Genomic DNA, 23926 nt, shown 5'->3' with positions numbered 1-23926 from the left:
GTTAACACCTAATTGTTCTGCATAATGCTTGGTAACATACGTTTTAATCAATCGCAATCTCAGAGAAAAATTTTTATCTTCCGGTGGCAAAGTTAACAAAAAATGAAAATGCTCTGGTAACAAAACAAAAGCATCAATTGAGAAAGGATGTTTTTCTCTTACCTTTTCAAGAGCTTCTCTGAGAGCCTTCCGTCCAATTTCACTACAGAGCCAGGGTTCACGGTGATAAGTAACTTGGGTAATAAAATAAGTACCGCCAGAAACATTAGGTCTTCTATAATTAGGCATTGTTCTATCTTTAATATATCTCTTTGGTGGTGCGTTACGACGGATTGCTAGTCTAAGTAAGAGCAAAGATTGTCGCCGTCTAACGCACCCTACATTTTACTCTACTGACCAAAAAAACAAATTAATAATCCGCGCCCCACGCACCAACCTTATCATTCTGTGTTACCGAATAAGATATAATTGGGAAGGTGAAAATAGCGCAGTCACCGATCTTGTAGGGTGCGTTCCCTGATGCAACCCTTGTTACTCCATTCGTTTTATGATGGGGAACGCACCACCAAACACGGAATATTCGGTGGATTACGGTGTTGGGGGGTTGGGAAGGAGAATTTAGATTAAAATAGATAACAGATAATTAGCAAAGTCTGCTCATAATGCCGAATATTATCTGGTCGGATTACTTACAATATCGAGCCAAACTGAGAGGATTTGAACTTGCTAAAATAGAAGAGATTCTCAAATACTCTGGAGAAAGGTACTACGATACTGAAACGGGTCGTCTTATTGCCGTAGGCAAGCATGATAATCGTTTAGTAATTATTCCTTATGAATACGATGATAATTTTATAACTCCTGTCACCATTCATGCGACAACACGCCAACAAATTCGATTTCGCCTAACAACTGGGAGATATACTATCCATGAGCAAACCTAAAATGAGATACTTTGAACAAGAAGACATTCTTCATTTAACTATTTCTGATGAACCAGAAGCTAACAGTGTAGAAATTAATCCAAATATTACGGCTGAACTTAATGATTTAGGAGAATTAATTGGCCTAGAGATTACTAATGCTAGTTCTTTTATCCGAGATTCAATTTTAGAGTCAACCCAAGGAAAAATATTAAATTTGTCCCCCCAATGACTTGTTAAGTGCGATGCCGAAGGCACTGCCTAGCAGTACGCCGATCTTGTAGGGTGCGTTAGACGGCGATTATCTTTGATAAAAAACTCAAATTAACAATCCGCACCCCACGCACTAACTTTATTATTAAATTGGTGCGTTACGCTTAGGAATGGCTCACCCTAGGAGTTAGTGCGCTCGCCTGTGGCTGGGGTTGAGGGTTGAATAGAGCAAATTATAAATTATTAAAGCAAAATCGATGAGAACCATTCCCTTAACTTTAGAACAGCTTATTTAAGCAGTACAACAATTGTCGCCTGATCAACAAATTGCGATCGCCTGATCGGGTAGAGAACAGGGACGTATTGCCTAAGAAGGATAACAGAAGGTAGGGGTAAGTCACGACTCCCTGATCACTAATTTTTGATAAGCTAAGAGACAGTAATTATAATTTCGTCGTCAATCCTATGATTTTGCCAGGTAGTACCGTTCGAGTCACCAATCCCGATGATACCTACTATAAATTTGAAGGTTTAGCCCAGCGTTTAAGCGATGGGAAAGTGGCCGTTCTTTTTGAGGGGGGCAACTGGGATAAGTTAGTCACCTTTAATCTCTCGGAATTAGAAGAAGTAATTATTGCCCCAGCTAAAGGCAAAAAATAACCATGCGTCCACCCTTACCGCAATTGGCTACGGATAACCGCCATCCCGATCATATCGCCGAAGTTATCGAGACGACGACGACCGAGTTTTTAGCGCAATGTTTGGAACCAGAGGAGTTAAACTTTCCTTTTATGCCCGCTTTTGGTAGTTGGGTAAAAGCCTACGATGAAGAAACGGGTAATAAAATTTTTGGGATTGTCACCTTTGCCACCACTGCACCCATCGATTCGGTACATCGCGCTAGAGCTTTGGGGTTATCTTTGGCTGAATTGCGGGAACAACAGCCGCAGATTTTCGCTATGTTAAAAACGGAATTTCGGGCAACTATTGTCGGTTTTGAAACCCTGCCCGGACAATTTAATGGTAATGGTGCCGGGCGAGGTTATATCTATCAATATATTCCTCCCCGTCCTCCACAAATTCATCAGGCGGTTTATCAATGTGAGTCGTTAGAGGTGGTTTATTTTAGTGAACAATTAGACTTTTTACGAATTTTATTACAGGTAAAAAATACTCCCGTGGAAGCTTTGGCAGCTGCTTCTATCCGTCAGATGTATCAATTGCGTCAAGCCGATCGACAATGGTTAGTGAATGTGGGCAGACAGTTAAGTGTTTTACTTAAAGATGATTATGATCGCTTGCGTTATATTCTCAGTCAAATTCATATTAGTCCTTAGATGATTCGGCGTTGTCAGATCAGAAGAGGAAAGATGCAATGCTCCGATGCTGATTCGGAGCATCTTTCCATTTGACAAAGCCGATTGTAGGGCTAATTCATGAATTAGCCCTACGCCGATTGTAGGGCTAATTCCACTGCTAAATCGAGCGACTCTTATTCCCCACTTAAGCCCAACTATCGGCACTATTCGTTCATTAAACACTAATTGTCAAGATGCCATGTAATCTTTCCTATCAAAGTAATTTCAGTTCCGGTGCTGATTCGGAGCATCTTTCAATTTGACAACGCCAAAAATGGGTTCTTCGTTACTTGGTATGGTTCTATAGGGTGGCATAAATCGACTAAATCCTTATCTGGTAAGAGACTTAATTGATTAGAACGTAGGTTGGGTTGAAGTATGAAACCCAACGCCCGCATGGGTTACGCTACCGCTAACCCATCCTACAAATAATTGTGCCTCCCTACTTAGTTAGTTATAAATAGTTGACTAGACAAAAAATGTCGATATAATAAATGGTTATGCGGTAACTCTCGCTATTTTTAGCCTTGATTGTAAACCCTAGATAGTTTAGTTGATCGCCCCTTAAGAAAATGGCAATACAAACAACCTTTGCAGAGATTCTAGAAGCAGCCGAGCAACTTCCCCTTGAAGATCAAGAAAATCTCATTCATATTTTACAGAATCGTCTTCGAGATCAAAAAAGAACGGAATTGGTTAGAGGTGTTCAAGAAGCTCAACAAGAATTTGCACAAGGTCAATGTCAACCCCTGACATCTGAACAAATCATGGAGGAAATCCTTTCGTGAATTTTGTTTTATTACGCTCGAATATATTTATTAGAAATGCTCGAAAAATTGTGAAAAAACAGGCTTTTTTAGTTCAAAATCTCCAAGAAACTTTAGCTTTATTATCCGTAGATCCATTTCAACCTCGATTAAGAACACACAAATTAAAAGGGGAGCTTAAAGACTCTTATGCTTGTAGTGTCGGCCATGATTTAAGAATTGTCTTTAAATTCGTTGAATATGAGCAGAAACAGGCAATTCTTTTAGAGTCAATTGGGACTCACGATGAAGTTTATTAGTGCGGATGATTATTGCGCTCAGTTTGGAGAAACCGAACCAGAATCAAGATAAAAAACCTAAGATGCGTCATTAACAGATATTTCAGCTTTTTTGAGTGCAATTTGCCATTCTAAGTCAGCTATTTCTCGATCGAGTTCGACAATTTCACTATTAACTTGCTTTAAATCGGCGATAATTTCTTGTTTACTGCGTTTTCTACCGTAGATAGCCAGTTCATCCTCTTGTAATTTCTCAAGGATAGAGTCTAGGGAAGCTGTTAAATCGGCCGAGGGACTATCCATAATACCTAAACGCATTAATACCTGTACCGCTTTGAGAACGTCTTGCTGATAAGCTTCTCTAGAGGGGTAATCTTGGGGGTTTTTGAGATTTAAAGCGTCAATGATATTCATATTCGAGGTTATGAAGGTTAAATGCGAAACTGTGATTATGTCACATTTATATAGCTTAAGTTTCTAATAAATTCCCTAACAGGGATGGCAATATATTTTATTTTAGAGTAGAAATCCTTGATTGTCAGTAGCGGTTATTGCTATACAACAATCACAAATTTTTGTCTGTTACAATTTATACAAAATGCCCTGGGATTACCCCGCCTGAAAACTCAAATCCGATTAGTGATCACTGGTCACTGATTGCTGATAAGATTGTTACGAAAATATAAACACGAAATTCTATAGTTAGCCATGACCCAAAACGGAAGCTCGAAGTCGATCGTAGTCTCTCCCTCGATCCTATCGGCGGATTTTAGTAAATTAGGAGCCGATATCGAGGCTGTGGATAAGGCAGGAGCCGATTGGATTCACGTTGATGTGATGGATGGTCGTTTTGTCCCGAATATCACCATTGGACCCCTGATTGTCTCCGCTATTCGTCCCTATACGAAAAAACCTTTAGATGTGCATTTAATGATCGTGGAACCGGAAAAATATGTGGCTGACTTTGCGAAAGCGGGTGCTGACATTATTTCTGTTCACGCTGAACATAATGCTTCTCCCCACCTCCATCGTACTCTTTGCCAAATCCGCGAACTCGGTAAACAAGCGGGTGTGGTATTAAATCCCTCCACTCCCTTAGATTTAATCGAATATGTGCTGCATTTGTGCGATTTAGTCTTAATTATGAGCGTTAACCCCGGTTTTGGTGGCCAGAGTTTTATCCCAGAAGTTGTCCCAAAAATCCGTCAATTACGCCAAATCTGCAATGAAAAAGGCTTGGATCCCTGGATTGAAGTGGATGGCGGCTTAAAACCAGCTAATACTTGGCAAGTTCTCGAAGCGGGTGCTAATGCGATCGTAGCAGGTTCGGCGGTATTTAATGCCCCCGATTACGCAGCGGCGATCGAAGGTATCCGTAACAGCAAACGTCCCCAACCTCAATTAGCCACCGTTTAATTGCCGCAGGGGTGGGTTAGCTGTTGATTAATTATCTTAGTATTTGCACTAACCTACTCTGCTGATTTGTTCTAAAACCTGCCGCCATAAACCCGAATTAGAGACGGCTAAAACTTCGCTAGAATCAGCTTGTAGGGGATTACCTGACCAATCGCTAATTATTCCGCCCGCACCTTCAATAATCGGGATTAAAGCACAAAAATCGTAGTATTTCAGGTCTGATTCTAGGATTACCATCGCCATGGCAGTGCAGCCAGTGGCTAACATCATATAGTTATAACAATCACCCCCAAAAGCGCTACGTTTACAGACGCTTTGCAGCTGACGAGCGATCGCTTGCTGTCGTTCTGTGATAAACATTAAGGGAGTGGTGGAGGCTAAACAGGCATTTTTTAAGGCAAGTTCCCGATCTTGACAGTAGGGATTAACAATCATCTGGTTATTATAAAGACTCGCTTTTCCCTTCACTCCTAACCAGCGATCGCCTAAAATCGGTTGATCGACAATTCCTAAAATCGGTTGATTTTCTGCCACTAGGCCGATTAAAGTCCCAAAAATCGGTAATCCCTTGACAAAAGAGGATGTGCCATCGATCGGATCCAATACCCAATAACGACCACTTTGGGAGGGAATATTGGTTCCTTCTTCCCGAATAACCCCATCTTCGGGTAATTCTCGCCGAATAATCGCCACCATCGCCTCCTCAGCTTCTTGATCGGCGATTGTTACTATTGAGGAAACTTGATCGAGTTTGGTTTCGGTTTCTAGATGAGGCTGCCGAAAATAGTGCCGGATAATCTCTCCAGACGCGTCCGCTAATTGATGAGCTAGTTGGATAGTGCGATCGATATTCATGAGCGGAAACAATACAGCAGAATTTAGAAGACAGGAGACAGGAGTAGGGACTGGGGAAGTGGGGAAGTGGGGGATTTAGCTGAAATTTCCCGATCACCCTCAATCCCTATTGCCTCTTGGATAGTGCGATCGATATTCATCAATAAAAGTTATCCATACAGGAAAACGATAATGTTTATTTATGGTAAAGAAGTGGGGAAGTGGGGGATTTAGCGGAAATTTCCCGATCACCCTAAATCCCTATTGCCTCTTGGATAGTGCGATCAATATTCATCAATAAAAGTTATCCATAGAGGAAAACGATAATGTTTATTTATGGTAAAGGGAAGTGGGGAATTGGGGAAGTGGGGGAAATTTCCCTATCACCCTAAATCCCTATTGCTGCGTCGAACCTAGAACTATCAATGGGGAACAGCTTGATTTTGACTCCATAATTAAGTTAGTCAACGATCGACTTAATCTCAAGACGAGAAAAAATTAATCTATTAGGAGTTTAGCTGATGACGGCTTTTACGGAAAATGACCTAAAAAGGTTAGAAGATTTGATTATCAATGGACAAAAAGCGATCGAAACTCGTTTAACCTCTCTGGAGAGTGGACAAAAAGCGATCGAGAATAGCATCGGAGAGATCAAAAGAGAAATTCAAGTCCTAGAGATAGGACAGACGGAAATTAAGGGAGAAATCAGGACTTTAGACGCAAAAATCACGGGTTTAAATGAAAGAGTGCAACTCATCGAGGCATCCGTGGGAAAAATTCCCGATTTAGCCGAAAAAATTGGGGAGGTAAAAAACTGGAAACAGATCGGTATATCGATTGTGACTGCTTTTGTGGGTGGGGTAATTGGTTGGTTGATTCGGGGAAAATAAAACTAGGCCATGTAACATAGTATTAAGCATTTGTATATTTTTATTAATTTTTATGGAACAGACAGCCTTAAATCTGATCGCGATTACCGTTTTTTCGATCACTCTTTCCGTATTTGTCACTCCTTTGCTGTCTATTTCGCCTTTTGTCCCCGCTTTAGCTACTTTTAGCCTCTTGGGATTAGTTACCGTCGATACTCTCACCTTTAATAACCGGGGCGTGACTTTACTACTGGATGCTCTTTCTCCCAGTAAACACCGTCAAAGAGTTATTCACCACGAAGCCGGACATTTTCTCACCGCTTATATTTTAGGTATTCCGATCGCCAGTTATAGTTTGACCGCTTGGGAAGCCTTTCGTCAAGGCCAGGAGGGAGTCGGCGGTGTTCAATTTGAACTAGCAGATTTAGAGCAAAAAGTCAAGAACTTTACCGATTTTCCCGCTTTTTTAGAGAGAATTTCTACGGTGTGGATGGCGGGAATTGCTGCCGAAACCTTAGTTTATGGTAAAGCGACAGGGGGAGAAAGCGATCGATTTTATCTGCAATCGGCCTTAAAATTAGCGGGGGTTCCTGAGAATAATTATGCTCAAAAAGAGCGCTGGAGTTTATTACAGGCAAAAACTCTTTTAGAAAAACAACAGACTGCCTATCAAGCTTTAGTGATAGCTATGGAAAAAAGGGCCAGTGTGGAAGAATGCTGTCGGGTGATTAGTGAAAGTTTAGTATAAGGGGAAAAGTAATCAGGGATAGATTTGATAATTTCCCCGTTAAATTATTTATGAATAATCAGAGCATTCAATCCGATCAGCGATTAGCTTTAATTGTGCGCGGAGCAGTACAAGGGGTCGGTTTTCGTCCTTTTGTTTATCGATTAGCAACGGAATTAAACCTAACGGGTTGGGTGAATAATACAGCAGCGGGAGTTTTTATTGAAGTCGAGGGCGATCGAGACAAACTAGAAACTTTTTTGACTCGATTATCTTTAGAAAAACCACCTCGATCGCTAATTGAAAATATTGAGACTCAATGGTTAAATCCCGTCGGTTATCAAAACTTTAGCATACGTCCTAGCAGCGGCGGTGAAAAAAATACAATTGTTCTGCCAGATTTAGCCACTTGTCCCGATTGTTTAGCCGATATTTTTGACCCGAATAATCGTCGTTATCGCTATCCTTTTACTAACTGCACTAACTGCGGTCCTCGCTACAGTATTATCGAGGGTTTACCCTATGATCGCAGTGCCACAACTATGAGGGGTTTTAATCAGTGTTCCGAATGTAAAAGGGAATACGAAAACCCTCTAGATCGCCGTTTTCATGCCCAACCGAATGCCTGTCCTCGTTGCGGACCCCAAATCAGTCTTTTAGACAGTCAAGGAACTGTATTAGCGGAAAAAGATCAAGCTTTAATCGCCACTGCTAGAGCAATTCAACAGGGAGAAATTATAGCGATCAAAGGATTAGGAGGATTTCACCTAGTTGTCGATGCGAGAAATACGGAAGCAGTGCAAAAATTGCGACAACGTAAACAGCGACCGGATAAGCCTTTTGCCGTGATGTATCCTAATCTTGAGTTAGTGAAAAAGCATGGTTATGTCTCTTCTTTAGAATCACAATTATTGCAGTCTCCTGCTGCGGCAATCGTCCTGATTAAACAAAGAAAAAATTGTCTTTCTCCTTCGGTTTCTCCGGGTAATCCCTATCTAGGAGTCATGTTCCCCTATACTCCCCTACACCATCTTTTATTAGCAGAATTAGGCTTTCCTATTGTGGCAACCAGTGGTAATCTAGCCGATGAACCTATCTGTATTGAGGAAAAAGAAGCTTTAGAAAAATTAGGAACCATCGCCGATTTTTTTCTAGTTCACAATCGTCCCATAGTTCGACCAGTGGATGACTCTATTATCAGGGAAATGGCAGGAAAAGCGATGATTTTGCGGCGAGCGCGGGGATATGCTCCCTTTCCCGTTAAAGTTAATGATGGAGATTTTCCCCCGATTCTGGCCGTGGGAAGTTATTTTAAAAATACCGTGGCTATCTACCAAAAAAATCAAGTTTTTATCAGTCAACATATCGGCGATTTAGATACAGTTAATACCGTTAATCATTTTGAAAATATCCTCGATAGTTTTAAAAAATTATACGAGTTTGTACCGGAAATTATTGCCTGTGATGCTCATCCAGAATATCTAGCAACTAAGTACGCTTATAGCTTAAATTTGCCCGTTATTCCCATTCAACACCATTACGCTCACGTTTTATCCTGCATGGCAGAACATCAGCTACAACCTCCGGTTTTAGGGGTTGCTTGGGATGGAACGGGATACGGTTTAGACGGCACAATTTGGGGGGGAGAATTTATCCATATTGCTGCCGATTCTTGGCAGCGAGTCGCCCATTTTAAACCCTGGCCATTACTGGGAGGAGAAAAAGCGGTTAAAGAACCCAGACGAGTGGCTTTAGGATTACTAGAAGTTATGGAAAATACTGATAGGATAAAATCAGCTTTTAGTGAACAGGAATGGTCGATTTTTAGGCAAATGTTAACAAAAAAAGTTAATTGTCCTTTAACTTCTAGTGTCGGGCGTTTGTTTGATGGTGTGGCGGCGATTCTAGGTTTATGTTATCAATTAAGTTTTGAGGGACAAGCAGCAATGCAGCTAGAATTTGCTCTTGATGGCATTAAAACGGAGGAATATTATCATTTTTCTTTGTCCGCCGACTCCCCCACAGTTATTGATTGGAATCAGATAATTTTAGGAGTTGTTGAGGATTTAGAAAAACAAGTACAAATCGGCATAATTGCCGCTAAATTTCATAATAGTTTATGTGAGATTATTGTAGAAATTGCTCAGAAAATAGGTAGAGAAAAAATTCTCCTGACGGGAGGCTGTTTTCAAAATCGTTATCTGACGGAAAGAACAATTAATCGCCTACAAGCTTCGGGATTTCAACCCTACTGGCAGCAAACTGTTCCCACTAATGATGGTGGTATTAGCCTTGGTCAAATTATCGGAGCTTTTTCTCAACTTAAACAGTTCTAGATAAGTAGGTGGGTGGAATTAAATATAAGATGAACGTAGGTTGGGTTGAAGTATGAAACCCAACGCCCGATTATGTTACGCTACCGCTAACCCATCCTACAAATAATTGTGCCTCCCTACTTAGGACAAAATTAACTTCTTGGTTAGGACAGGCAAGAGGTAGTTATAAACCACAGAGACACAAAGAACACAGAGAGCCGATTTTTTTCTAGACTGTTGGGATTGTCGAAAATTGAGATTTTAGCTTAAACGATGCCACTCGACGATTTTATTGCCTACTTTCAAAATAATTGCTTGACCTAAACCCAGTTCTTGTGTCACATTAACTAGATGGGCGAAATTTTGATGAGTGATTGCTAGTCCCTGCAAACAGGCTAGAAAATCGAGACAGAGAACCGTAGAAAATTCCCAAGTTTGTCGGTAAACACGGCAATTATCCGGTAAAAAAGCCACAAGAGAGCGAAAATGACTCAAAGCGGCTTTCTCAAAATTGGCGCTAGTGCAGTCAAAAGACGAGTGCTGATAGCTCATAAAAACTTTGCCTGATAGGGAGAGAGCAGGGTTTCCCCCAGACTAGCACTTCCCTTCTGGGGATCACCTTCCCTTTAGAATTTCTCAATAGACTGGCAAATCCCCCCAGAGGAGTATTCTTACCCGCGAACAAATTGCTAGAAGCTAGGTTTCTTCCCGGAGATGGTGTACTTTAGATATTGATGTCCTTCCGGCTGGCAAGATAACCTGTAAATTTCCCCACTCGTCCCTAGAACGTAGGTTGGGTTGAAGCATGAAACCCAACCCCCGATTATGTTACGCTACCGCTAACCCATCCTACAAATAATTGTACCTCCCTACTTAACCTGTAAATTTCCCCACTCGTCCCCAGCGATAAAAGGCTGTATTTAGTTAAAAATCAAGTGTTGACTTTGATGCCAAACTTGCCTAGTAAAAAATGATGACAGCCTCAAGTTGCCGCTTAACTAATTGACTACTTAACTGATAACTGGTAACTAAGATTATGAATAATGCAATTGTCAAACCGAGAGATGTACAAGTAGCACCGATTGCCGTCGATACTTTTGTTTTTCGTTCCCGCACTTGGGACCGGTTAAAATTCGAGATCGAATACGGATTACAAAAGGGAACCACCGCCAATAGTTATCTGATTAAAGGTGAAAAGGTCGCTCTTTTTGATCCACCGGGGGAATCATTCTCGGCCATATTTTTAGAGGCTTTAACTAAAAGAATCGATCCGAAAACTATTGATTATATTATCCTCGGTCACGTTAACCCCAATCGTGCCGTCACCCTCAAGGCACTTTTAGAAATTGCGCCTCAAGTCACTTTTGTTTGTTCCAATCCGGGGGCAATTTCCCTGAAAAAAATTCTTGAAACCGAAGCATTAAATCTGTTGGTTGTCAAGGGGGAAGAAATATTAAATTTAGGAGCAAACCATCAATTAGAATTTATCCCCACTCCTAACCCCAGATTTCCCGATCAACTCTGTACCTACGACAGTAAAACCGATATTCTCTACACCGATAAATTATTCGGAGCGCACGTTTGTGGCGACCAAATTTTTGATGAGGGTTGGAGCGTTTATAACGAAGATCGGCGTTATTATTTTGATTGTCTCATGGCTCCCTATGCCAGCCAAATTAGCAACGCTTTGGAGAAATTAGCCGCTAAATCGCCCTTATTTTATGCTGTTGGTCACGGTCCTCTGGTGCGTTACGGGATGCACGAATTGACCCTTTCCTATCAACAATGGTTAGCAGTACAAAAGTCCCAAGAGTTGACAATCGCCCTGATTTATGCTAGTGCCTACGGCAACACCGCCACCCTCGCTCAAGCGATCGCCATGGGGATCACGAAAGCGGGAGTAGCAGTGACGGCGATTAACGCCGAGTTCGCTGAACCGGACGAGATCAAAACGGCGATCGAAAAAAGTGTCGGTTTTATCTTTGGTTCCCCCACTTTGGGAGGACACGCACCGACTCCCATCCAAACCGCCTTGGGGATTACCCTGTCCAATGGCGATAAAAGCAAGCTGGTGGGGGTTTTTGGCTCCTACGGTTGGAGTGGTGAAGCGATCGATCTTTTGGAAGGTAAATTCCGGGATGGCGGTTATCGCTTCGGTTTTGAGCCAATTCGGGTTAAATTTAAACCCACGGAGGCAATTTTAAAGACCTGTGAGGAAGCGGGAACCGATTTCGCTCAAGCAGTCAAAAAAGCTCGCAAAAGCAGACAACCGAAAACTAATGTTAACCAATCCCAAAGCGATCGGCGATCGCAAGCCCTGGGCCGTTTGGTGGGTTCTCTCTGTATCGTCACCTGCGAATTGGGAGAATTGCGCGGTGCCATGTTAGCCTCTTGGGTATCGCAAGCGACGTTCACTCCCCCCGGATTGACTATTGCCGTGGCGAAAGAACGAGCGATCGAGTCTCTGCTTTATAGCGGTACGCCTTTTGTCCTTAATATCCTCCAAGAAGGTCAACATTTGGCTTTAATGAAGCATTTTCTTAAACCTTTTACTCCTGGAGAAGATCGTTTTGCTAATATCGAAACCACTAAAGCTGAGAACGGTGGGCCGATTCTGGCCGAAGCGCTCGCTTATCTGGAATGTCGGGTAGAACAACGAATGGAGTGCGGTGATCATTGGCTGCTTTATGCGATCGCAGAAAAAGGCAAGGTTTTACACCAGGGTTTAACCGCTATCCATCATCGCAAATCCGGCAGTTATTATTAACTCATGGTGACGGGCAAGGGATCGCAAAAAACAAGGGTTTCGGCTGATCCCGAAAGTGAACAATACTCTCCCCTATCCTTCTGCTACTGTTTGTAAAACAAGATCAATAAATTTCTGGCTGTAGTATATGCCTTGTTGTTGCATCGTTTCTATGTAAGGTTTGACTGCAGCGATCTTTCCCAACTGTTTTGCTTTAATTAAAATACCGATCGAACCTGTAATTGGAATATTGAGAGATTTACACACCTGACGAGCAGCTAATTCATCGATAAGCACTAAAGAGGCTTTTTGTTCTAGTGCAAGGACGATGACTTCTGATTCTCCTCGATCTAGAGTCGGTAATAGTAAGGAAACCTGCTGTTGAGAGGCGATTTCTCGGACAGAAATCCACTGTTCTCGTAATAGATCGATCGAGCCAGTTTTGTCTTGATCGTAAGTGCTGATTTCAAGAGCTACTGCCTTAGGAATAATGATGCTTTTAACTATTTCTTGTAAAAGACCGAGTTGACCAATTCGCGCAAAAGCGATGAGGGGAGTAGCGTTACTTACAATCATCAGGCTCCAGTTTTTCTATTCCCTTTAATTCAACCGCTAACGCCGATTCGTCATAATCAAACAATACAATCCCTTTTTTAGACAAAATATCCATAAATTCTAGGCGATTAATTCTCGCTAATTCCGCCGCTTTTCCTAAAGAAAGTCGCTTTTCTTGAAAATAATAAATAGCGGCCAGAAGTTTAATTTCTTGACCGAGTTCATCAATTCCTATTTTTAAAGCGGCAAGAACATCGGGAGAAAATTCTAGATTTAATGTTTCATTTTTCATTCTAAGTACCTAGTTAAAAATAAAGTTAACTTTAGAGACAAGGGAACTCCGGAACAGGGAACAGAAGGGTTTCTGACTTTTTTTAAGATGTCTCTTAATTATTACAGCTTACAGCGTTTCTCATAAGGATGGCAGCAATTCTCATTTTGAAACGATTTTGCGTTGTTTCAGCGATCTAGAGATTCGTTAAGAATTATTAACCCCTCTAGGTGCAAGGGTTTTAATGTCATGAAACCTTAAAATGAGAATTGCTGATAATACCTCCCATCGACTCTACCCACTTTATATCCATTTTGTCCTTAATATCCGGCAAGAAGGACAACATATAGCTTAAATGAAGCATTTTCTTAAACCTTTTACTCCAGGAGAAGATCGTTTCGCTAATATCGAAACCACTAAAGCTGAGAACGGTGGGCCGATTTTGGCCGAGGCGCTCGCTTATCTGGAATGTCGGGTAGAACAACGAATGGAGTGCGGTGATCATTGGCTGCTTTATGCGATCGCAGAAAAAGGCAAGGTTTTACACCAAGGTTTAACCGCCATCCATCATCGCAAATCCGGCAGTTATTATTAATTTGTTGTTATGATCATTTCAGGGGGTGTTTTCAGGCAGGATAACCCACCCTGATTGGTCTAATCTAATACTAAATCAGGCTACATATCAGGATAGACACTCCCGCAAGTGCAGTGACTCTTAAATTATTACAGATGTATCAGCGGCTGCGTGTAAGCATCCCACCGAAAAACTAATGCGCGGGGGGTTTGGGGGCGGCGCCACGCCCCCAACGGGGGGTTTGGGGGGTAGAACCCCCCAAAGGCTTGGATTGAGTGATAAAATCGCAAGTAATACGGCCATCCGTTGAGTATAAGCTACATATCAGGAGAGGCACTCATGCAAAAGGGGGAATAAATAATCAGTTTTTAATAACCAGATTTAGTATAAAAATATATTCTTATGAAAAGCATTGTTTTAATTGTTGGCTTTGAAACCTTTAACACCAATTTATATCGGCAATCGGGCCTGTTGGCTAGTTCTAAATGTCCCGATTTAGAAGTAAAAGTATTCAGCGATAAATCCTTGACGAGCGAACCGGAAATAGTCGAGCAAGCTTTAGCCACTGCCGACGTTTTTTTTGCTAGTTTGATCTTCGATTACGATCAAGTTACTTGGCTGCGGCAACGAGCGGCACAGATTCCCATTCGCTTAGTTTTTGAGTCTGCTTTAGAGTTAATGAGTTTAACCCGTTTGGGAGAATTTGCCATCGGGGATAAACCAAAAGGAATGCCAAAACCAATTCAATTTATCTTGAGTAAATTTTCCAGTGGCAAGGAAGAAGATAAGTTAGCAGGTTATCTCAGTTTCCTCAAAACTGGTCCGAAACTGCTGAAATTTATTCCCGCTAAAAAAGTTCAAGATTTGCGTAATTGGTTAATTATCTACGGTTATTGGAATGCGGGAGGAACCGAAAATGTTGCCGCTATGTGTTGGGTAATTGCCCAAAAATATCTAGGATTAAAAGTACAGGAAATACCCGAAGTCATCGAAACTCCCAATAAGGGACTATTACACCCAGATTATCAGGGTTATTTTCTCACTCCCCAAGAATATTTGACATGGTATCAAAAAAATAAATCCCTTGATAAACCAGTGGTGGCACTGCTGCTTTATCGGAAGCACGTTATCAGTAAACTACCCTATATTAATCAATTAATCCGTCATTTTGAAACGGCTAATTTAATTCCCTTACCCGTGTTTATTAACGGAGTGGAAGGTCATACAATTGTTCGGGATTGGTTAACCACAGACTACGAAATTCAGCAAAGAAAAAAAGGAATCATTGAAACTCCTTCTTTAAGTGAAGATGCGGTGACAGTAGATGCAATTGTTTCGACGATTGGCTTTCCTTTGGTGGGTGGTCCCGCGGGTTCTATGGAAGCAGGAAGACAGGTAGAAGTGGCTAAACGAATTCTGTCCGCTAAAAATATTCCTTATCTTATCGCTGCCCCTTTATTGATTCAAGATATTTATTCTTGGACAAGACAGGGAATCGGTGGTTTACAGAGTGTGGTTCTATACGCTTTACCGGAATTAGATGGAGCAATTGATACGATTCCTCTGGGGGGATTAGTGGGGGAAACTATCTATTTAATCCCCGAAAGATTACAGCGTTTAACTGGACGTTTAAACAGTTGGATTAAGTTACATAAAACCCCTCCCCAAGAACGCAAAATAGCCATCATTCTCTATGGATTTCCCCCGGGTTATGGGGCAGTTGGTACGGCAGCTTTATTAAATGTTCCCCGGAGTTTAGTTAAGTTTTTACAAGCTTTACAAGCGCAGGGTTATAATCTGGGAACGATTCCCGAAGACGGGGAAGAAATTATTCAAAAAGTTAAGTTTGCCGATGATGAAAATCTCTCTAAACAAAATCGTTTATCGATAGAAACTTTAGAAAATTGGCTAGGTTATCTGTTAACCTCTCGCATCGAAAAGCACTGGAAATCCCTAAAAGATGCGGGGATAAAAACTATTGGCGATCAGTATCATTTAGGGGGAATTGAGTTAGGTAATATCTGGATTGGAGTGCAACCACCTTTAGGAATTGCTGGGGATCCGATGCGGTTAATGTTTGAAAAAGATTTAACTCCTCACCCTCAGTATGCAGCCTTTTATCAGTGGTTACAAAAAGATTTTAAGACCGATGCGCTCGTTCATTTTGGTATGCACGGAACTGTCGAATGGCTGCCCGGTTCACCCCTAGGAAATACTGGTTATTCTTGGTCAGATATTTTATTAGGAGATTTACCGAATTTATATATTTATGCCGCTAATAATCCCTCGGAATCTATCCTAGCTAAACGTCGCGGTTATGGGGTGTTAATTTCCCATAATGTGCCTCCCTACGGACGAGCGGGATTATATAAAGAATTGATGATTTTACGAGATTTGATTGCAGAGTTTCGAGAAAATCCTGAGAAAAATTACGCTTTAAGAGATAGTATCCTCCAAAAGATTATTGATACAGGTATCTCTAAAGATTGTCCTTTTCTGGAAGCAGAAAAACAGGGAATAGAATTCACTTTAGAAAATGCCAAATTATTTAGCCGCTATGCACTAACCGATTATTTTGTCAAGGTGTATAATTACCTACAAATCGTCGAACAAAGACTATTTTCTTCGGGTTTACACACCCTAGGAACTGCTCCTAATCAGGAAGAATTAAAAGGTTATCTTGATGCTTATTTCACCGATTTATCTGAGCGAGAATTTCAGCAAATTATCGCTGACGAAGCAACCAATGAAAAGCTTAAAGAAGGCATTACTATTAAAAATTTATTAGGACAAAATAGCGAAGAGTTAACTAATCTTTTGCGGGGATTAAATGGGGAATATGTACCACCGGCACCGGGGGGGGATTTACTCCGGGATGGTGCGGGAGTTTTGCCCACAGGACGCAATATACACGCTTTAGACCCCTACCGGATGCCTTCCCCAGCAGCCTACACCCGCGGACGGGAAATCGCCAAAAAACTGCTAGAACAAAACTTAACCGAAAAAGGAAAATATCCCGAAACTGTAGCAGTTTTACTCTGGGGATTAGATGTGATTAAAACTAAGGGTGAATCCCTGGGTATTCTCTTAGAATTAGTCGGTGCGGAACCGGTGAAAGAGGGAACAGGAAGAATTGTCAGGTATGAATTAAAACCTCTAGGGGAAATTGGACACCCGCGCATCGATATTCTGGCTAATTTATCGGGAATTTTTCGGGATACTTTTATCAATATTATCGAGTTATTGGATGATTTAATGCAGCGGGCAGCCGAGATAGAAGAATCGGAAAATGATAATTATATCCGTAAGCACTATTTAGCCTTAAAAAGTCAAGGAATTGACAATGCCAGCGCTCGTTTATTTTCCAATCCTGCCGGGGATTTTGGCTCTTTAGTTAATGACCAAGTAGTGGAGGGAAATTGGGACAATGACAACGAATTAGCGAAAACTTGGGAAAAGCGTAATGTTTTTAGTTATGGTCGTCAAGATAAGGGACAAGCGCGGCCAGAAGTGCTACAACAGTTATTAAAAACCAGTGAAAGTATTATCCAAGAAATTGACTCGGTAGAATACGGTTTAACCGATATTCAGGAATACTACGGCAACACGGGAGGATTAAAATTAGCCGCAGAAAAACAAAGCGGTAAACGGGTAATGACAAGTTTTGTCGAGAGTTTTTCCAATGATACAACTCCCCGCAAATTAGAGGAGGTTTTGCGCTTAGAATACCGCAGTAAATTACTCAATCCTAAATGGGCCAATGCCATGGTTAATCAAGGTTCTGGTGGGGCCTACGAAATCTCCCAAAGAATGACCGCTTTAATTGGTTGGGGCGGTACGGCTAATTTTAGTGACGATTGGGTGTATGATCAGGCAGCCGATACCTACGCTTTTGATGCAGAAATGGCGGAAAAATTGCGTCAAGCTAATCCCGAAGCTTTCCGTAATATTGTCGGTAGAATGTTAGAAGCACAGGGTCGCGGTTTTTGGCAAGCAGACCCCGACAAATTAGAGAAATTACAGGAATTATATCAATTGACCGATGAAAAGTTAGAAGGGGTTACTTAGGTTTTTTAGGCTGCATCTCATTTTTGTCAATCTACCAAGTTGGGATTTTTACGGGGACACTCTCGGCTAAAATCGGTCATTACTTCCGATTTTACCACTCAATCCAAGCCTTTGGGGGGTTCTACCCCCCAAACCCCCCGTTGGGGGCGTGGCGCCGCCCCCAAACCCCCCGCGCATTAGTTTTTCGGTGGGATGCTTACACGCAGCCGCTGACCCATCTGTAATAATTTAAGAGTCACTGATAATTGCTGATTGTCGGTATTTCTGCAAATGTGAGATGCACCCGGGTTTTCATCGCAACAGGGAATCCTGATGATAATCTGATTTCCCTCCTGTTTTACTCAGCAGACGGATATTTTCAATCAGGATTGATTTTTCTAACGCTTTAGCCATATCGTATAAAGTCAAGGCTGCCACAGATACCGCCGTTAAAGCTTCCATTTCTACCCCAGTTTCCGATTTTGTCACCACTTCTGCCCGAATTTCGTAGCCGGGTAACTCTGCTTTCGGGATAATCTGAACATTGATTTTTTGCAGGGGTAAGGGATGGCAAAGGGGAATTAAACAGGAAGTTTGTTTGGCCGCCATAATTCCTGCTAGTCTGGCCGTCCCTAAAACGTCACCTTTGGGCGCATTTCCCTGTTCTATGGCTTCAAAAGTCGTTTTTAGCATTCTCACTTGTCCTAGGGCGATAGCAGTGCGTTTAGTGGGCATTTTCTCCGATACATCCACCATCCGGGCCTCGCCTTGGCTGTCGAGATGAGATAATTTTTCTTTACCCTCTTGCGTCATTGAATGAACCTGTGCTATAGTAGTTTACTGTTGAGAAAAACAAGGGCTTGTAGCTTAGTGGATTAGAGCGTGTGGCTACGGACCACAAGGTCGGGAGTTCGAGTCTCTCCAAGCCCGTTACATACAATGGCATATACTACAGGAATTAGGGACATATAGTTCCTAATTCCTTTGGTTTTTTGCCCCATCTTCCCACTTTCCTATACTTTTTAAACAGGATTTAGTATCATCAGCCAGTTTTGCCGAGGTATTTTTTACCCTCAAACAGTGAAAGAAACTAAACTTTTAGGATTGTATAATACTAAATCTGGTTATTAAAAACTGATTATTTATTCCCCCTTTTGCCTTTTGCCTGTTTTTATAAGTAACCTATGCTCAACGGATTTAGTATAATATGAATTCTCCTGCACCTGTGCCGACACCCTTTCAAGTTGCTTTAGAGCGTTACCAGAATGCTCTAAATTATTTAGATACTTCTCATAATAAATCTCTGAAAAAAGCACAGGCTTTAGAAATTATTGCCGCCAGAGATGCTCTTCATAAACAAATGGAAGCTGAGGCGGAAATTTCGGTTGATATGTCGTCAAAATTAATCGAACAAGATAATAGATTAAAACAGAAAAGCTACAAAATTACTCAAGTTCTTGACTTAGCTGAATATCGGGAGACTTTACCTATGTCTGCTCAGGCTTGGTGGTGGCATTTAGAAAGTAGGGAATCTTTGCATCCTTGCAATCGCTTTGATTGGCTATTGAGAATCGGTAAACTGGTTTTATTAGGGGTTAATTTTACATTAATCGGAACGATTGCTACTCGGTTTCTTAGTGGTGGTTCAGGTTTGCTAGAAATAGGAGGTGTTATTTTTTCGACTTTCATTTCTTTATTACAAACTGAAAATGCTCTCACACGGACGCGCCAGAAGGGTTTTGTTAAGTTAATGAAATTGCTTGGGATTGCTGAACATTGGTATGAAGAAATACAGTTTTCTGTAACAGTAATAGTCTTTGCTATTCTCTTGGGAATTTATCTAAATTTCTCTTGGTTTTCTGAGCTTTATAAGCAAGAAGGCAACCGTTTACAATCTCCTCCGCCAGCAAGTCAAGAACTTCCTAATTTAGCTTCAGCCGAAGAGAAGTATTTAAAAGCAATTGAGTTAGATCCAGATAATTTAGATGCTCATTATAAGTTGGCAACACTTTACGAAGAGTTACAGGATTTGACTAATGGGAAGAAACACTATTTAATTGCGGCAAAAGGTGGTTTTATAGATGCTTATAATAATCTCGCTTATTGGTATCTGCGCGATAATAAGAATGCAGAAGCGGTAGAGTTACTGGAAAAAGCCAAGAGATTATTAGCAGAAAAAGATGAAAAACTAGACCAATTTACTGAAGAGGAGAAACGCAATTTAGCAGTACAAAAATATAGTATTTATAAAAATCTAGGCTGGGCCAGATTTAAGCAAAATCGCAGTGAAGATGCAGTTCCTAATCTTTTAGTTGCTATTGGTATCGCTGAAAATCCAGCTTATCAGAAATTTATCCGCAATCCCGGTGCTGCTTTTTGTATTTATGCTCAACTTTTAGAAAAAGAAGACAAGAAATTATCTCAGGAAAATTGGCGTAAATGTCTTAAATTAGCCGAAGGGAGGGAAATTAATACGGAGGAGGAGCAATGGTTATATGAAGCGAGGAAAAAAATTAAAGTGAAGTAAAGTTTAGTGACTATTCTCTGAGTAATGCGCTAAATCCTTCTTGCTGAAAATGCTTATCAAAGGTTAATATTTCAGAGATTTCCAGTTGTCTCATAATCTGCATGGAAGCACAATCAGTTAAACTGTATCCTTTATCTAATCGTCTTTGGTAAAAATCAAAAGCTTGCTGAAATTGTTCACTGGTTTGGGGAATGATTTCTATACTAGAATCGTTTTTCAAATCGTTGGTTAAGTTAATAGCAGATTGGCGTAGATAATCTCCTCTTCCTGACAATGCGTTAAGTAATTCTGTCAAAATCATTTCGCTAGTAATTCCTGTAAATTTTCCTAGTCTTACTGTCATTAGTGTGGCAAGTTCATGGAGATTGTCTCTATAATCAGCGAGTGCTTGCAAATAGGATGTATCTAAGAAAATTTTTCTCATTCTTCCTCATCTTCTCTTGGTGCGCCGTACATATAGTGTTCAAAATTACGCGCAAAGTCTGTAGGTAAGTGTTTTCGCCATTCTGACTGGGGAACAAGTGCGCCAATTTCTGCAATTCTTTGCCAAAAAGGTTTTTTGCGGAATTCGGGATCAGCTTGAAGTTGAGCGAATTTTGCTTGTAATTCAGCTATTGTCGGAAGTTCCTCTATTGTCGGAATTTCTTCTGTGCGAGTGGGATTGTTTGGGGGATTCATAATCATTTAGTGGGATTGGTTTACTACATATATTATAACTTTGAATTGACGTTAGTTCTGTGTTTGTTATTCTTCCTCATCTTCTCTCGGTGCGCCGTACATATAATGTTCCGCGTTGCGCGCAAAGTCTGTAGGTAAGTGTTTTCGCCATTCTGATTGGGGAACAACGTTACCAATCTCAACAATTCTTTGCCAAAAAGGTTTTTTGCGAAATTCTGGGTCATTTTCTAGTGCATCCCATTTAGCATCGAGTTCTTCCATTGATAACTCAGGCTCTTCGGATGTGTTAGAGGTTGAATAATTGTTTAAGTTAGTCATGATTAAAGGTTCCTTAGTGATAATAGGTTACTTTTATTATAGCATTTTCAAGTTGGAGCGAGGTACGGAGATTATCGAGGGGAATTAACCACAGAGACACAAAGAACACAGAGATTATTCACCGATGTTATAATTTGTACTCAATAATAAGTACCTAAGCAAAATTAATTACACATTTCGATAAAGCTTTTGCCTCTTGCCTATTGCCTCTTGCCTGTCTTCACTAGGAAATTTATTTTGCATGACTACTTAAAGGTGTTCGCTTTTGGAACACAATATTTAAGATGGAATTAACGGGAAGACTCCATGAACGCTATAAAGCAAAAATCTTAAATTGGTAAAAGTCTAATCCGAAAAATACGATCTGTCACTGACACAATTGCTCCCGTCTTTAATGCTTTTGTACAATCTCGTAAAACTATAGTTAAACGCTGATTAATTAGATTGTAGTTTTCATTGCCTAAACGGAATAGGATGACACTTGGTAAATTATCAACACTAATAGCGAGAAGTTGAGAAAAATCTAGATCGACAGTTAAAATTATCCGCTTTTCTCTTTTTGCTTTGGCAAGAATTTCCTGATCAGATAAAGTTTGTAAGCCTTCATCTCGAAGATGAACGACATAATAAACTTGTTCTCTTAACCATGAGACTGTACGCAGATAAATCCCCATATCGGCTAGAAACTCTATCTCCATTGCTCGATTAATTCAAAATGATGAACTTGTTCTCTGGCTAACCAAGAAGCATATAATAAACATTGGTGAATATCTTCTCTTTCTAGGTCAGGGTATTCCTCTAATATTTCCTCTATCGGCTTTTCGTTAGCAAGTAGATTAAGAATTAAAGAAACAGGAATACGCATTCCTCGAATACAGGCTTGACCTGCCATAATTTTGGAGTTAAAAGTAATTCTGTCTAATTGTTTTAAGGTCATATAGTTTCCAGAAATATGAAGATGATACCTGTGGTAATTTTATTATAGCTAATTCTATAGTTGCGAGCGGAAGTGGGAAATTACTCCTTCAGTGAGGGTGCAAAGCTTGTCTCCAACCCCACAGGGAAGATTAGGGAATGGTGAGGTTTTAAGTTGTAGTAGTATAGTATAACAAGTTAGACGAGAAAACGGGTTTTTTGAAAAAACCCGTTTTCTGAAATTTTATGACTAAAGTTCAACAACGAACCTAATTAAAGCCAAACCTCAATTGATTCAACCCATGAATAAATTTCTCAAACTCTTTACCCCCATTTCCCTGATATTAATTACGGTAGTATTTCCGGCGGCGACTTTTAGCAACACTGTTGGAGTTAACACAATTTTTCAGGTAAAAGGGAAAGTTACCGTTAAAAAACCACAATGGAAAAAACCTCTTCCCGCTTCTGTCGGACTTACCCTCAGTTTTGATGATAAGTTAGAAGTGGCAGCTAACGCTTCGGTTAAGGTTTATTGTAGTAATCTCAAGCAGTGGACGGTTAAACCGGGAAAGTATATTGTTTCTAGCGGCTGTCCTCGGGGAAATCCTGTGATTCGACTTGTCAATAGTAATAATCTTACCCTCTCACTTCCCAATACCATTCGCCTTCACGAAAACATGACCCCCCGTCCCGCAGGACAAAGAGAAGAAGTCTTGGCAAAATTACCTTACCTAATTACTCCTCGTCAAACGAATATTCTCACCAATCGTCCTCGACTGCGGTGGAATGCTGTTCCGGGTGCAACTAATTATACTATCAAAATAGATGGGGTTAATTGGGAAACGCAGACAAATAAAACTGAAATAGTCTATCCTGGTGAACCTCCTCTGGAAGCAGGAAGGCGATATCGAGTAACCATAGAAGCTGATAATGGTGCGTCTTCTAGACGTGATGATGAAAACGTCGGGTTTACAGTATTAGATGAACAGACGAAGAAAACGGTTTTAGATGCTGTTAAAGCTGTTCAACAGCAGCAATTATCCCCAGAGGAAGCAGGGTTAGTTTTAGCGCATCTTTATCGAGGTTATGGGTTGTATGGGGATGCGGTTGAGGTATTAGAAGGATTGGTGAAGCAAAATAGTCAGGTTGCTACGGTTTATCAACTGTTAGGGGATACTTACCTTAAGATTGGTTTACCTCAGTTGGCAAAAAACCCTTATGATAAGGCGTTAAAACTGGCAACAAATACCGAGAATTTGTCAGGACAAGCGGAGATACAAGCGGGTTGAGGAATAGCTTATCGTCTCTTGGGAAATAAGGATGAGGCGATACAGTGGTTAACTAAGGCGAAGGGGACTTATAATCAGTTAGGAGATACTTCGCAGGTTCAGAAATTGGATAAAATAATTAATGACATTAATAAATATGGATGAATTATCGCTTGTTTGGATAGCTTGTCGCTTGTTCCAAGTCGCTTGTTCCAAGGCTCTGCCTTGGAACACAATATTTAAGGCTCTGCCTTAAAATAGTATTCAGGTAGAACCTGAATAAAGCGTTCCCAGGTAGAACCTGGGAACGAGATGAACGAGATGATG

The 23926-nt window shown here is 40.9% G+C and carries 25 protein-coding genes, 1 tRNA gene and 2 pseudogenes; 16 read left to right on the top strand and 12 right to left on the bottom strand.

Translation table 11 applies throughout. The annotated features are described in order from the left end of the window. On the bottom strand, positions 1-288 hold a 288-nt coding region (locus IM515_RS11705), incomplete at its 3' end, for an REP-associated tyrosine transposase (RefSeq protein WP_287628235.1). Positions 289-662: 374 nt separating this feature from the next. On the opposite strand from IM515_RS11705, the gene IM515_RS11700 reads away from it, so the two are divergent. The 6 genes from IM515_RS11700 to IM515_RS11675 all read left to right on the top strand — a co-directional run bounded on the left by IM515_RS11700 (position 663) and on the right by IM515_RS11675 (position 3560). Further along, positions 663-944, top strand: a complete 282-nt coding sequence (locus IM515_RS11700) for a hypothetical protein (protein ID WP_061431492.1) — start codon at positions 663-665, stop codon at positions 942-944. A gap of 1 nt (position 945) precedes the next feature. Beyond that, on the top strand, positions 946-1155 hold the full coding sequence (locus IM515_RS11695) for a DUF2283 domain-containing protein (protein WP_223211798.1): 210 nt from the start codon (positions 946-948) through the stop codon (positions 1153-1155). 446 nt (positions 1156-1601) lie between these two features. Next, a complete protein-coding gene (locus tag IM515_RS11690) occupies positions 1602-1796 on the top strand; it encodes an NAD(P)H dehydrogenase subunit NdhS (protein ID WP_002759298.1) in 195 nt (64 codons plus the stop codon). Positions 1797-1798: 2 nt separating this feature from the next. Further along, on the top strand, positions 1799-2473 hold the full coding sequence (locus tag IM515_RS11685) for an HAS-barrel domain-containing protein (RefSeq protein ID WP_002759297.1): 675 nt from the start codon (positions 1799-1801) through the stop codon (positions 2471-2473). 593 nt (positions 2474-3066) lie between these two features. Beyond that, positions 3067-3282, top strand: a complete 216-nt coding sequence (locus tag IM515_RS11680) for a hypothetical protein (RefSeq protein ID WP_287628234.1) — start codon at positions 3067-3069, stop codon at positions 3280-3282. After that, complete coding sequence (locus tag IM515_RS11675) at positions 3279-3560, top strand: type II toxin-antitoxin system RelE/ParE family toxin (RefSeq protein WP_287628232.1); 282 nt, start codon at positions 3279-3281, stop codon at positions 3558-3560. The genes IM515_RS11680 and IM515_RS11675 overlap by 4 nt, the downstream gene beginning before the upstream one ends. A gap of 57 nt (positions 3561-3617) precedes the next feature. On the opposite strand, the gene IM515_RS11670 is transcribed toward IM515_RS11675, so the two are convergent. After that, entirely contained in the window at positions 3618-3953 is a 336-nt protein-coding gene (locus IM515_RS11670; RefSeq protein ID WP_287628231.1) for a hypothetical protein, read from the bottom strand. 294 nt (positions 3954-4247) lie between these two features. On the opposite strand from IM515_RS11670, the gene rpe reads away from it, so the two are divergent. Then, a complete protein-coding gene (gene rpe, locus IM515_RS11665; RefSeq protein ID WP_287628230.1) occupies positions 4248-4955 on the top strand; it encodes a ribulose-phosphate 3-epimerase in 708 nt (235 codons plus the stop codon). A 48-nt stretch (positions 4956-5003) separates the two neighbouring features. Here rpe and hisN read toward each other — a convergent pair whose 3' ends face one another. Then, positions 5004-5810 carry a histidinol-phosphatase gene (hisN, locus tag IM515_RS11660; protein ID WP_287628229.1) on the bottom strand — a complete coding sequence of 269 codons (807 nt, stop codon included), beginning with the start codon at positions 5808-5810 and terminating at the stop codon, positions 5004-5006. A 500-nt stretch (positions 5811-6310) separates the two neighbouring features. Here hisN and IM515_RS11655 point away from each other — a divergent pair, with 500 nt between their 5' ends. The 3 genes from IM515_RS11655 to hypF are packed head-to-tail and all read left to right on the top strand — an operon-like array spanning position 6311 to position 9721. After that, a complete protein-coding gene (locus IM515_RS11655) occupies positions 6311-6679 on the top strand; it encodes a coiled-coil domain-containing protein (protein ID WP_287628228.1) in 369 nt (122 codons plus the stop codon). 52 nt (positions 6680-6731) lie between these two features. Beyond that, the gene (locus tag IM515_RS11650) at positions 6732-7406 is read left to right on the top strand and encodes an ATP-dependent Zn protease (RefSeq protein WP_287628227.1); all 675 of its coding nucleotides are present in this window, start codon (positions 6732-6734) and stop codon (positions 7404-7406) included. Positions 7407-7456: 50 nt separating this feature from the next. Continuing rightward, a complete protein-coding gene (hypF, locus tag IM515_RS11645; RefSeq protein WP_287628226.1) occupies positions 7457-9721 on the top strand; it encodes a carbamoyltransferase HypF in 2265 nt (754 codons plus the stop codon). Between the two features lie 240 nt (positions 9722-9961). On the opposite strand, the gene IM515_RS11640 is transcribed toward hypF, so the two are convergent. Then, positions 9962-10252 carry a hypothetical protein gene (locus tag IM515_RS11640; RefSeq protein ID WP_287628225.1) on the bottom strand — a complete coding sequence of 97 codons (291 nt, stop codon included), beginning with the start codon at positions 10250-10252 and terminating at the stop codon, positions 9962-9964. Positions 10253-10736: 484 nt separating this feature from the next. Here IM515_RS11640 and IM515_RS11635 point away from each other — a divergent pair, with 484 nt between their 5' ends. Continuing rightward, positions 10737-12467, top strand: a complete 1731-nt coding sequence (locus tag IM515_RS11635; RefSeq protein WP_287628224.1) for a diflavin flavoprotein — start codon at positions 10737-10739, stop codon at positions 12465-12467. A gap of 72 nt (positions 12468-12539) precedes the next feature. Here IM515_RS11635 and IM515_RS11630 read toward each other — a convergent pair whose 3' ends face one another. Next, positions 12540-13022, bottom strand: coding sequence for a PIN domain-containing protein (locus tag IM515_RS11630; protein ID WP_110578515.1), 483 nt, complete (start codon positions 13020-13022; stop codon positions 12540-12542). Beyond that, positions 13009-13293 carry a UPF0175 family protein gene (locus tag IM515_RS11625; protein WP_002766977.1) on the bottom strand — a complete coding sequence of 95 codons (285 nt, stop codon included), beginning with the start codon at positions 13291-13293 and terminating at the stop codon, positions 13009-13011. The genes IM515_RS11630 and IM515_RS11625 overlap by 14 nt, the downstream gene beginning before the upstream one ends. Before the next feature lie 292 nt (positions 13294-13585). Here IM515_RS11625 and IM515_RS11620 point away from each other — a divergent pair. Both IM515_RS11620 and bchH read left to right on the top strand, forming a co-directional pair. Then, a pseudogene (locus tag IM515_RS11620) lies at positions 13586-13867 on the top strand (flavin reductase family protein); the annotation flags it as partial. A gap of 381 nt (positions 13868-14248) precedes the next feature. Continuing rightward, positions 14249-17914, top strand: coding sequence for a magnesium chelatase subunit H (bchH, locus tag IM515_RS11615; RefSeq protein ID WP_287628223.1), 3666 nt, complete (start codon positions 14249-14251; stop codon positions 17912-17914). Between the two features lie 291 nt (positions 17915-18205). Here bchH and moaC read toward each other — a convergent pair whose 3' ends face one another. Further along, on the bottom strand, positions 18206-18706 hold the full coding sequence (gene moaC / locus IM515_RS11610) for a cyclic pyranopterin monophosphate synthase MoaC (RefSeq protein ID WP_147068865.1): 501 nt from the start codon (positions 18704-18706) through the stop codon (positions 18206-18208). Positions 18707-18749: 43 nt separating this feature from the next. Here moaC and IM515_RS11605 point away from each other — a divergent pair. After that, positions 18750-18823, top strand: a tRNA-Arg gene (locus IM515_RS11605). A 277-nt stretch (positions 18824-19100) separates the two neighbouring features. Then, positions 19101-20420: a tetratricopeptide repeat protein gene (locus IM515_RS11600; protein ID WP_287628222.1), complete on the top strand. Its 1320-nt coding sequence runs from the start codon at positions 19101-19103 to the stop codon at positions 20418-20420. Positions 20421-20430: 10 nt separating this feature from the next. On the opposite strand, the gene IM515_RS11595 is transcribed toward IM515_RS11600, so the two are convergent. The 5 genes from IM515_RS11595 to IM515_RS11575 form a co-directional block, all read right to left on the bottom strand. Next, positions 20431-20844, bottom strand: a complete 414-nt coding sequence (locus IM515_RS11595; protein WP_002801446.1) for a type II toxin-antitoxin system VapC family toxin — start codon at positions 20842-20844, stop codon at positions 20431-20433. Continuing rightward, positions 20841-21104, bottom strand: coding sequence for a hypothetical protein (locus IM515_RS11590; protein ID WP_002766985.1), 264 nt, complete (start codon positions 21102-21104; stop codon positions 20841-20843). Before IM515_RS11590 ends, IM515_RS11595 begins: the two co-directional genes overlap by 4 nt. Positions 21105-21164: 60 nt before the next feature. Continuing rightward, on the bottom strand, positions 21165-21416 hold the full coding sequence (locus IM515_RS11585) for a hypothetical protein (protein WP_287628221.1): 252 nt from the start codon (positions 21414-21416) through the stop codon (positions 21165-21167). A gap of 329 nt (positions 21417-21745) precedes the next feature. After that, positions 21746-22114 carry a DUF5615 family PIN-like protein gene (locus IM515_RS11580; RefSeq protein WP_287628220.1) on the bottom strand — a complete coding sequence of 123 codons (369 nt, stop codon included), beginning with the start codon at positions 22112-22114 and terminating at the stop codon, positions 21746-21748. Next, positions 22105-22353 (bottom strand): DUF433 domain-containing protein, encoded by a 249-nt coding sequence (locus tag IM515_RS11575; RefSeq protein WP_002743172.1) that lies wholly within the window; start codon positions 22351-22353, stop codon positions 22105-22107. The genes IM515_RS11580 and IM515_RS11575 overlap by 10 nt, the downstream gene beginning before the upstream one ends. A gap of 280 nt (positions 22354-22633) precedes the next feature. On the opposite strand from IM515_RS11575, the pseudogene IM515_RS11570 reads away from it, so the two are divergent. Continuing rightward, positions 22634-23764, top strand: a pseudogene (locus IM515_RS11570) (tetratricopeptide repeat protein). Positions 23765-23926: the final 162 nt, after the last annotated feature.

Source organism: Microcystis sp. M44BS1 (genome assembly GCF_020244875.1).
Classification (GTDB): Bacteria; Cyanobacteriota; Cyanobacteriia; order Cyanobacteriales; family Microcystaceae; genus Microcystis; species Microcystis panniformis.
The sequence above is the reverse complement of the archived record's forward strand: the minus strand, read 5'-3'. Positions and strand labels throughout refer to the sequence as shown.

What these genes read in the sequence shown, in the direction of transcription:
- IM515_RS11635 (WP_287628224.1), top strand. Translation starts at nt 10,737, where the DNA reads ATGAATAATGCAATTGTCAAACCGAGAGATGTACAAGTAGCACCGATT.
- IM515_RS11695 (WP_223211798.1), top strand. Translation starts at nt 946, where the DNA reads ATGAGATACTTTGAACAAGAAGACATTCTTCATTTAACTATTTCTGAT.
- IM515_RS11590 (WP_002766985.1), bottom strand. Translation starts at nt 21,104, where the DNA reads ATGATTATGAATCCCCCAAACAATCCCACTCGCACAGAAGAAATTCCG.
- moaC (WP_147068865.1), bottom strand. Translation starts at nt 18,706, where the DNA reads ATGACGCAAGAGGGTAAAGAAAAATTATCTCATCTCGACAGCCAAGGC.
- IM515_RS11625 (WP_002766977.1), bottom strand. Translation starts at nt 13,293, where the DNA reads ATGAAAAATGAAACATTAAATCTAGAATTTTCTCCCGATGTTCTTGCC.
- IM515_RS11580 (WP_287628220.1), bottom strand. Translation starts at nt 22,114, where the DNA reads ATGGAGATAGAGTTTCTAGCCGATATGGGGATTTATCTGCGTACAGTC.
- IM515_RS11690 (WP_002759298.1), top strand. Translation starts at nt 1,602, where the DNA reads ATGATTTTGCCAGGTAGTACCGTTCGAGTCACCAATCCCGATGATACC.
- IM515_RS11670 (WP_287628231.1), bottom strand. Translation starts at nt 3,953, where the DNA reads ATGAATATCATTGACGCTTTAAATCTCAAAAACCCCCAAGATTACCCC.
- IM515_RS11600 (WP_287628222.1), top strand. Translation starts at nt 19,101, where the DNA reads ATGAATTCTCCTGCACCTGTGCCGACACCCTTTCAAGTTGCTTTAGAG.
- IM515_RS11680 (WP_287628234.1), top strand. Translation starts at nt 3,067, where the DNA reads ATGGCAATACAAACAACCTTTGCAGAGATTCTAGAAGCAGCCGAGCAA.
- bchH (WP_287628223.1), top strand. Translation starts at nt 14,249, where the DNA reads ATGAAAAGCATTGTTTTAATTGTTGGCTTTGAAACCTTTAACACCAAT.
- IM515_RS11630 (WP_110578515.1), bottom strand. Translation starts at nt 13,022, where the DNA reads ATGATTGTAAGTAACGCTACTCCCCTCATCGCTTTTGCGCGAATTGGT.
- hypF (WP_287628226.1), top strand. Translation starts at nt 7,457, where the DNA reads ATGAATAATCAGAGCATTCAATCCGATCAGCGATTAGCTTTAATTGTG.
- IM515_RS11650 (WP_287628227.1), top strand. Translation starts at nt 6,732, where the DNA reads ATGGAACAGACAGCCTTAAATCTGATCGCGATTACCGTTTTTTCGATC.
- IM515_RS11585 (WP_287628221.1), bottom strand. Translation starts at nt 21,416, where the DNA reads ATGACTAACTTAAACAATTATTCAACCTCTAACACATCCGAAGAGCCT.
- IM515_RS11595 (WP_002801446.1), bottom strand. Translation starts at nt 20,844, where the DNA reads ATGAGAAAAATTTTCTTAGATACATCCTATTTGCAAGCACTCGCTGAT.
- IM515_RS11640 (WP_287628225.1), bottom strand. Translation starts at nt 10,252, where the DNA reads ATGAGCTATCAGCACTCGTCTTTTGACTGCACTAGCGCCAATTTTGAG.
- IM515_RS11575 (WP_002743172.1), bottom strand. Translation starts at nt 22,353, where the DNA reads ATGACCTTAAAACAATTAGACAGAATTACTTTTAACTCCAAAATTATG.
- hisN (WP_287628229.1), bottom strand. Translation starts at nt 5,810, where the DNA reads ATGAATATCGATCGCACTATCCAACTAGCTCATCAATTAGCGGACGCG.
- rpe (WP_287628230.1), top strand. Translation starts at nt 4,248, where the DNA reads ATGACCCAAAACGGAAGCTCGAAGTCGATCGTAGTCTCTCCCTCGATC.
- IM515_RS11685 (WP_002759297.1), top strand. Translation starts at nt 1,799, where the DNA reads ATGCGTCCACCCTTACCGCAATTGGCTACGGATAACCGCCATCCCGAT.
- IM515_RS11700 (WP_061431492.1), top strand. Translation starts at nt 663, where the DNA reads ATGCCGAATATTATCTGGTCGGATTACTTACAATATCGAGCCAAACTG.
- IM515_RS11655 (WP_287628228.1), top strand. Translation starts at nt 6,311, where the DNA reads ATGACGGCTTTTACGGAAAATGACCTAAAAAGGTTAGAAGATTTGATT.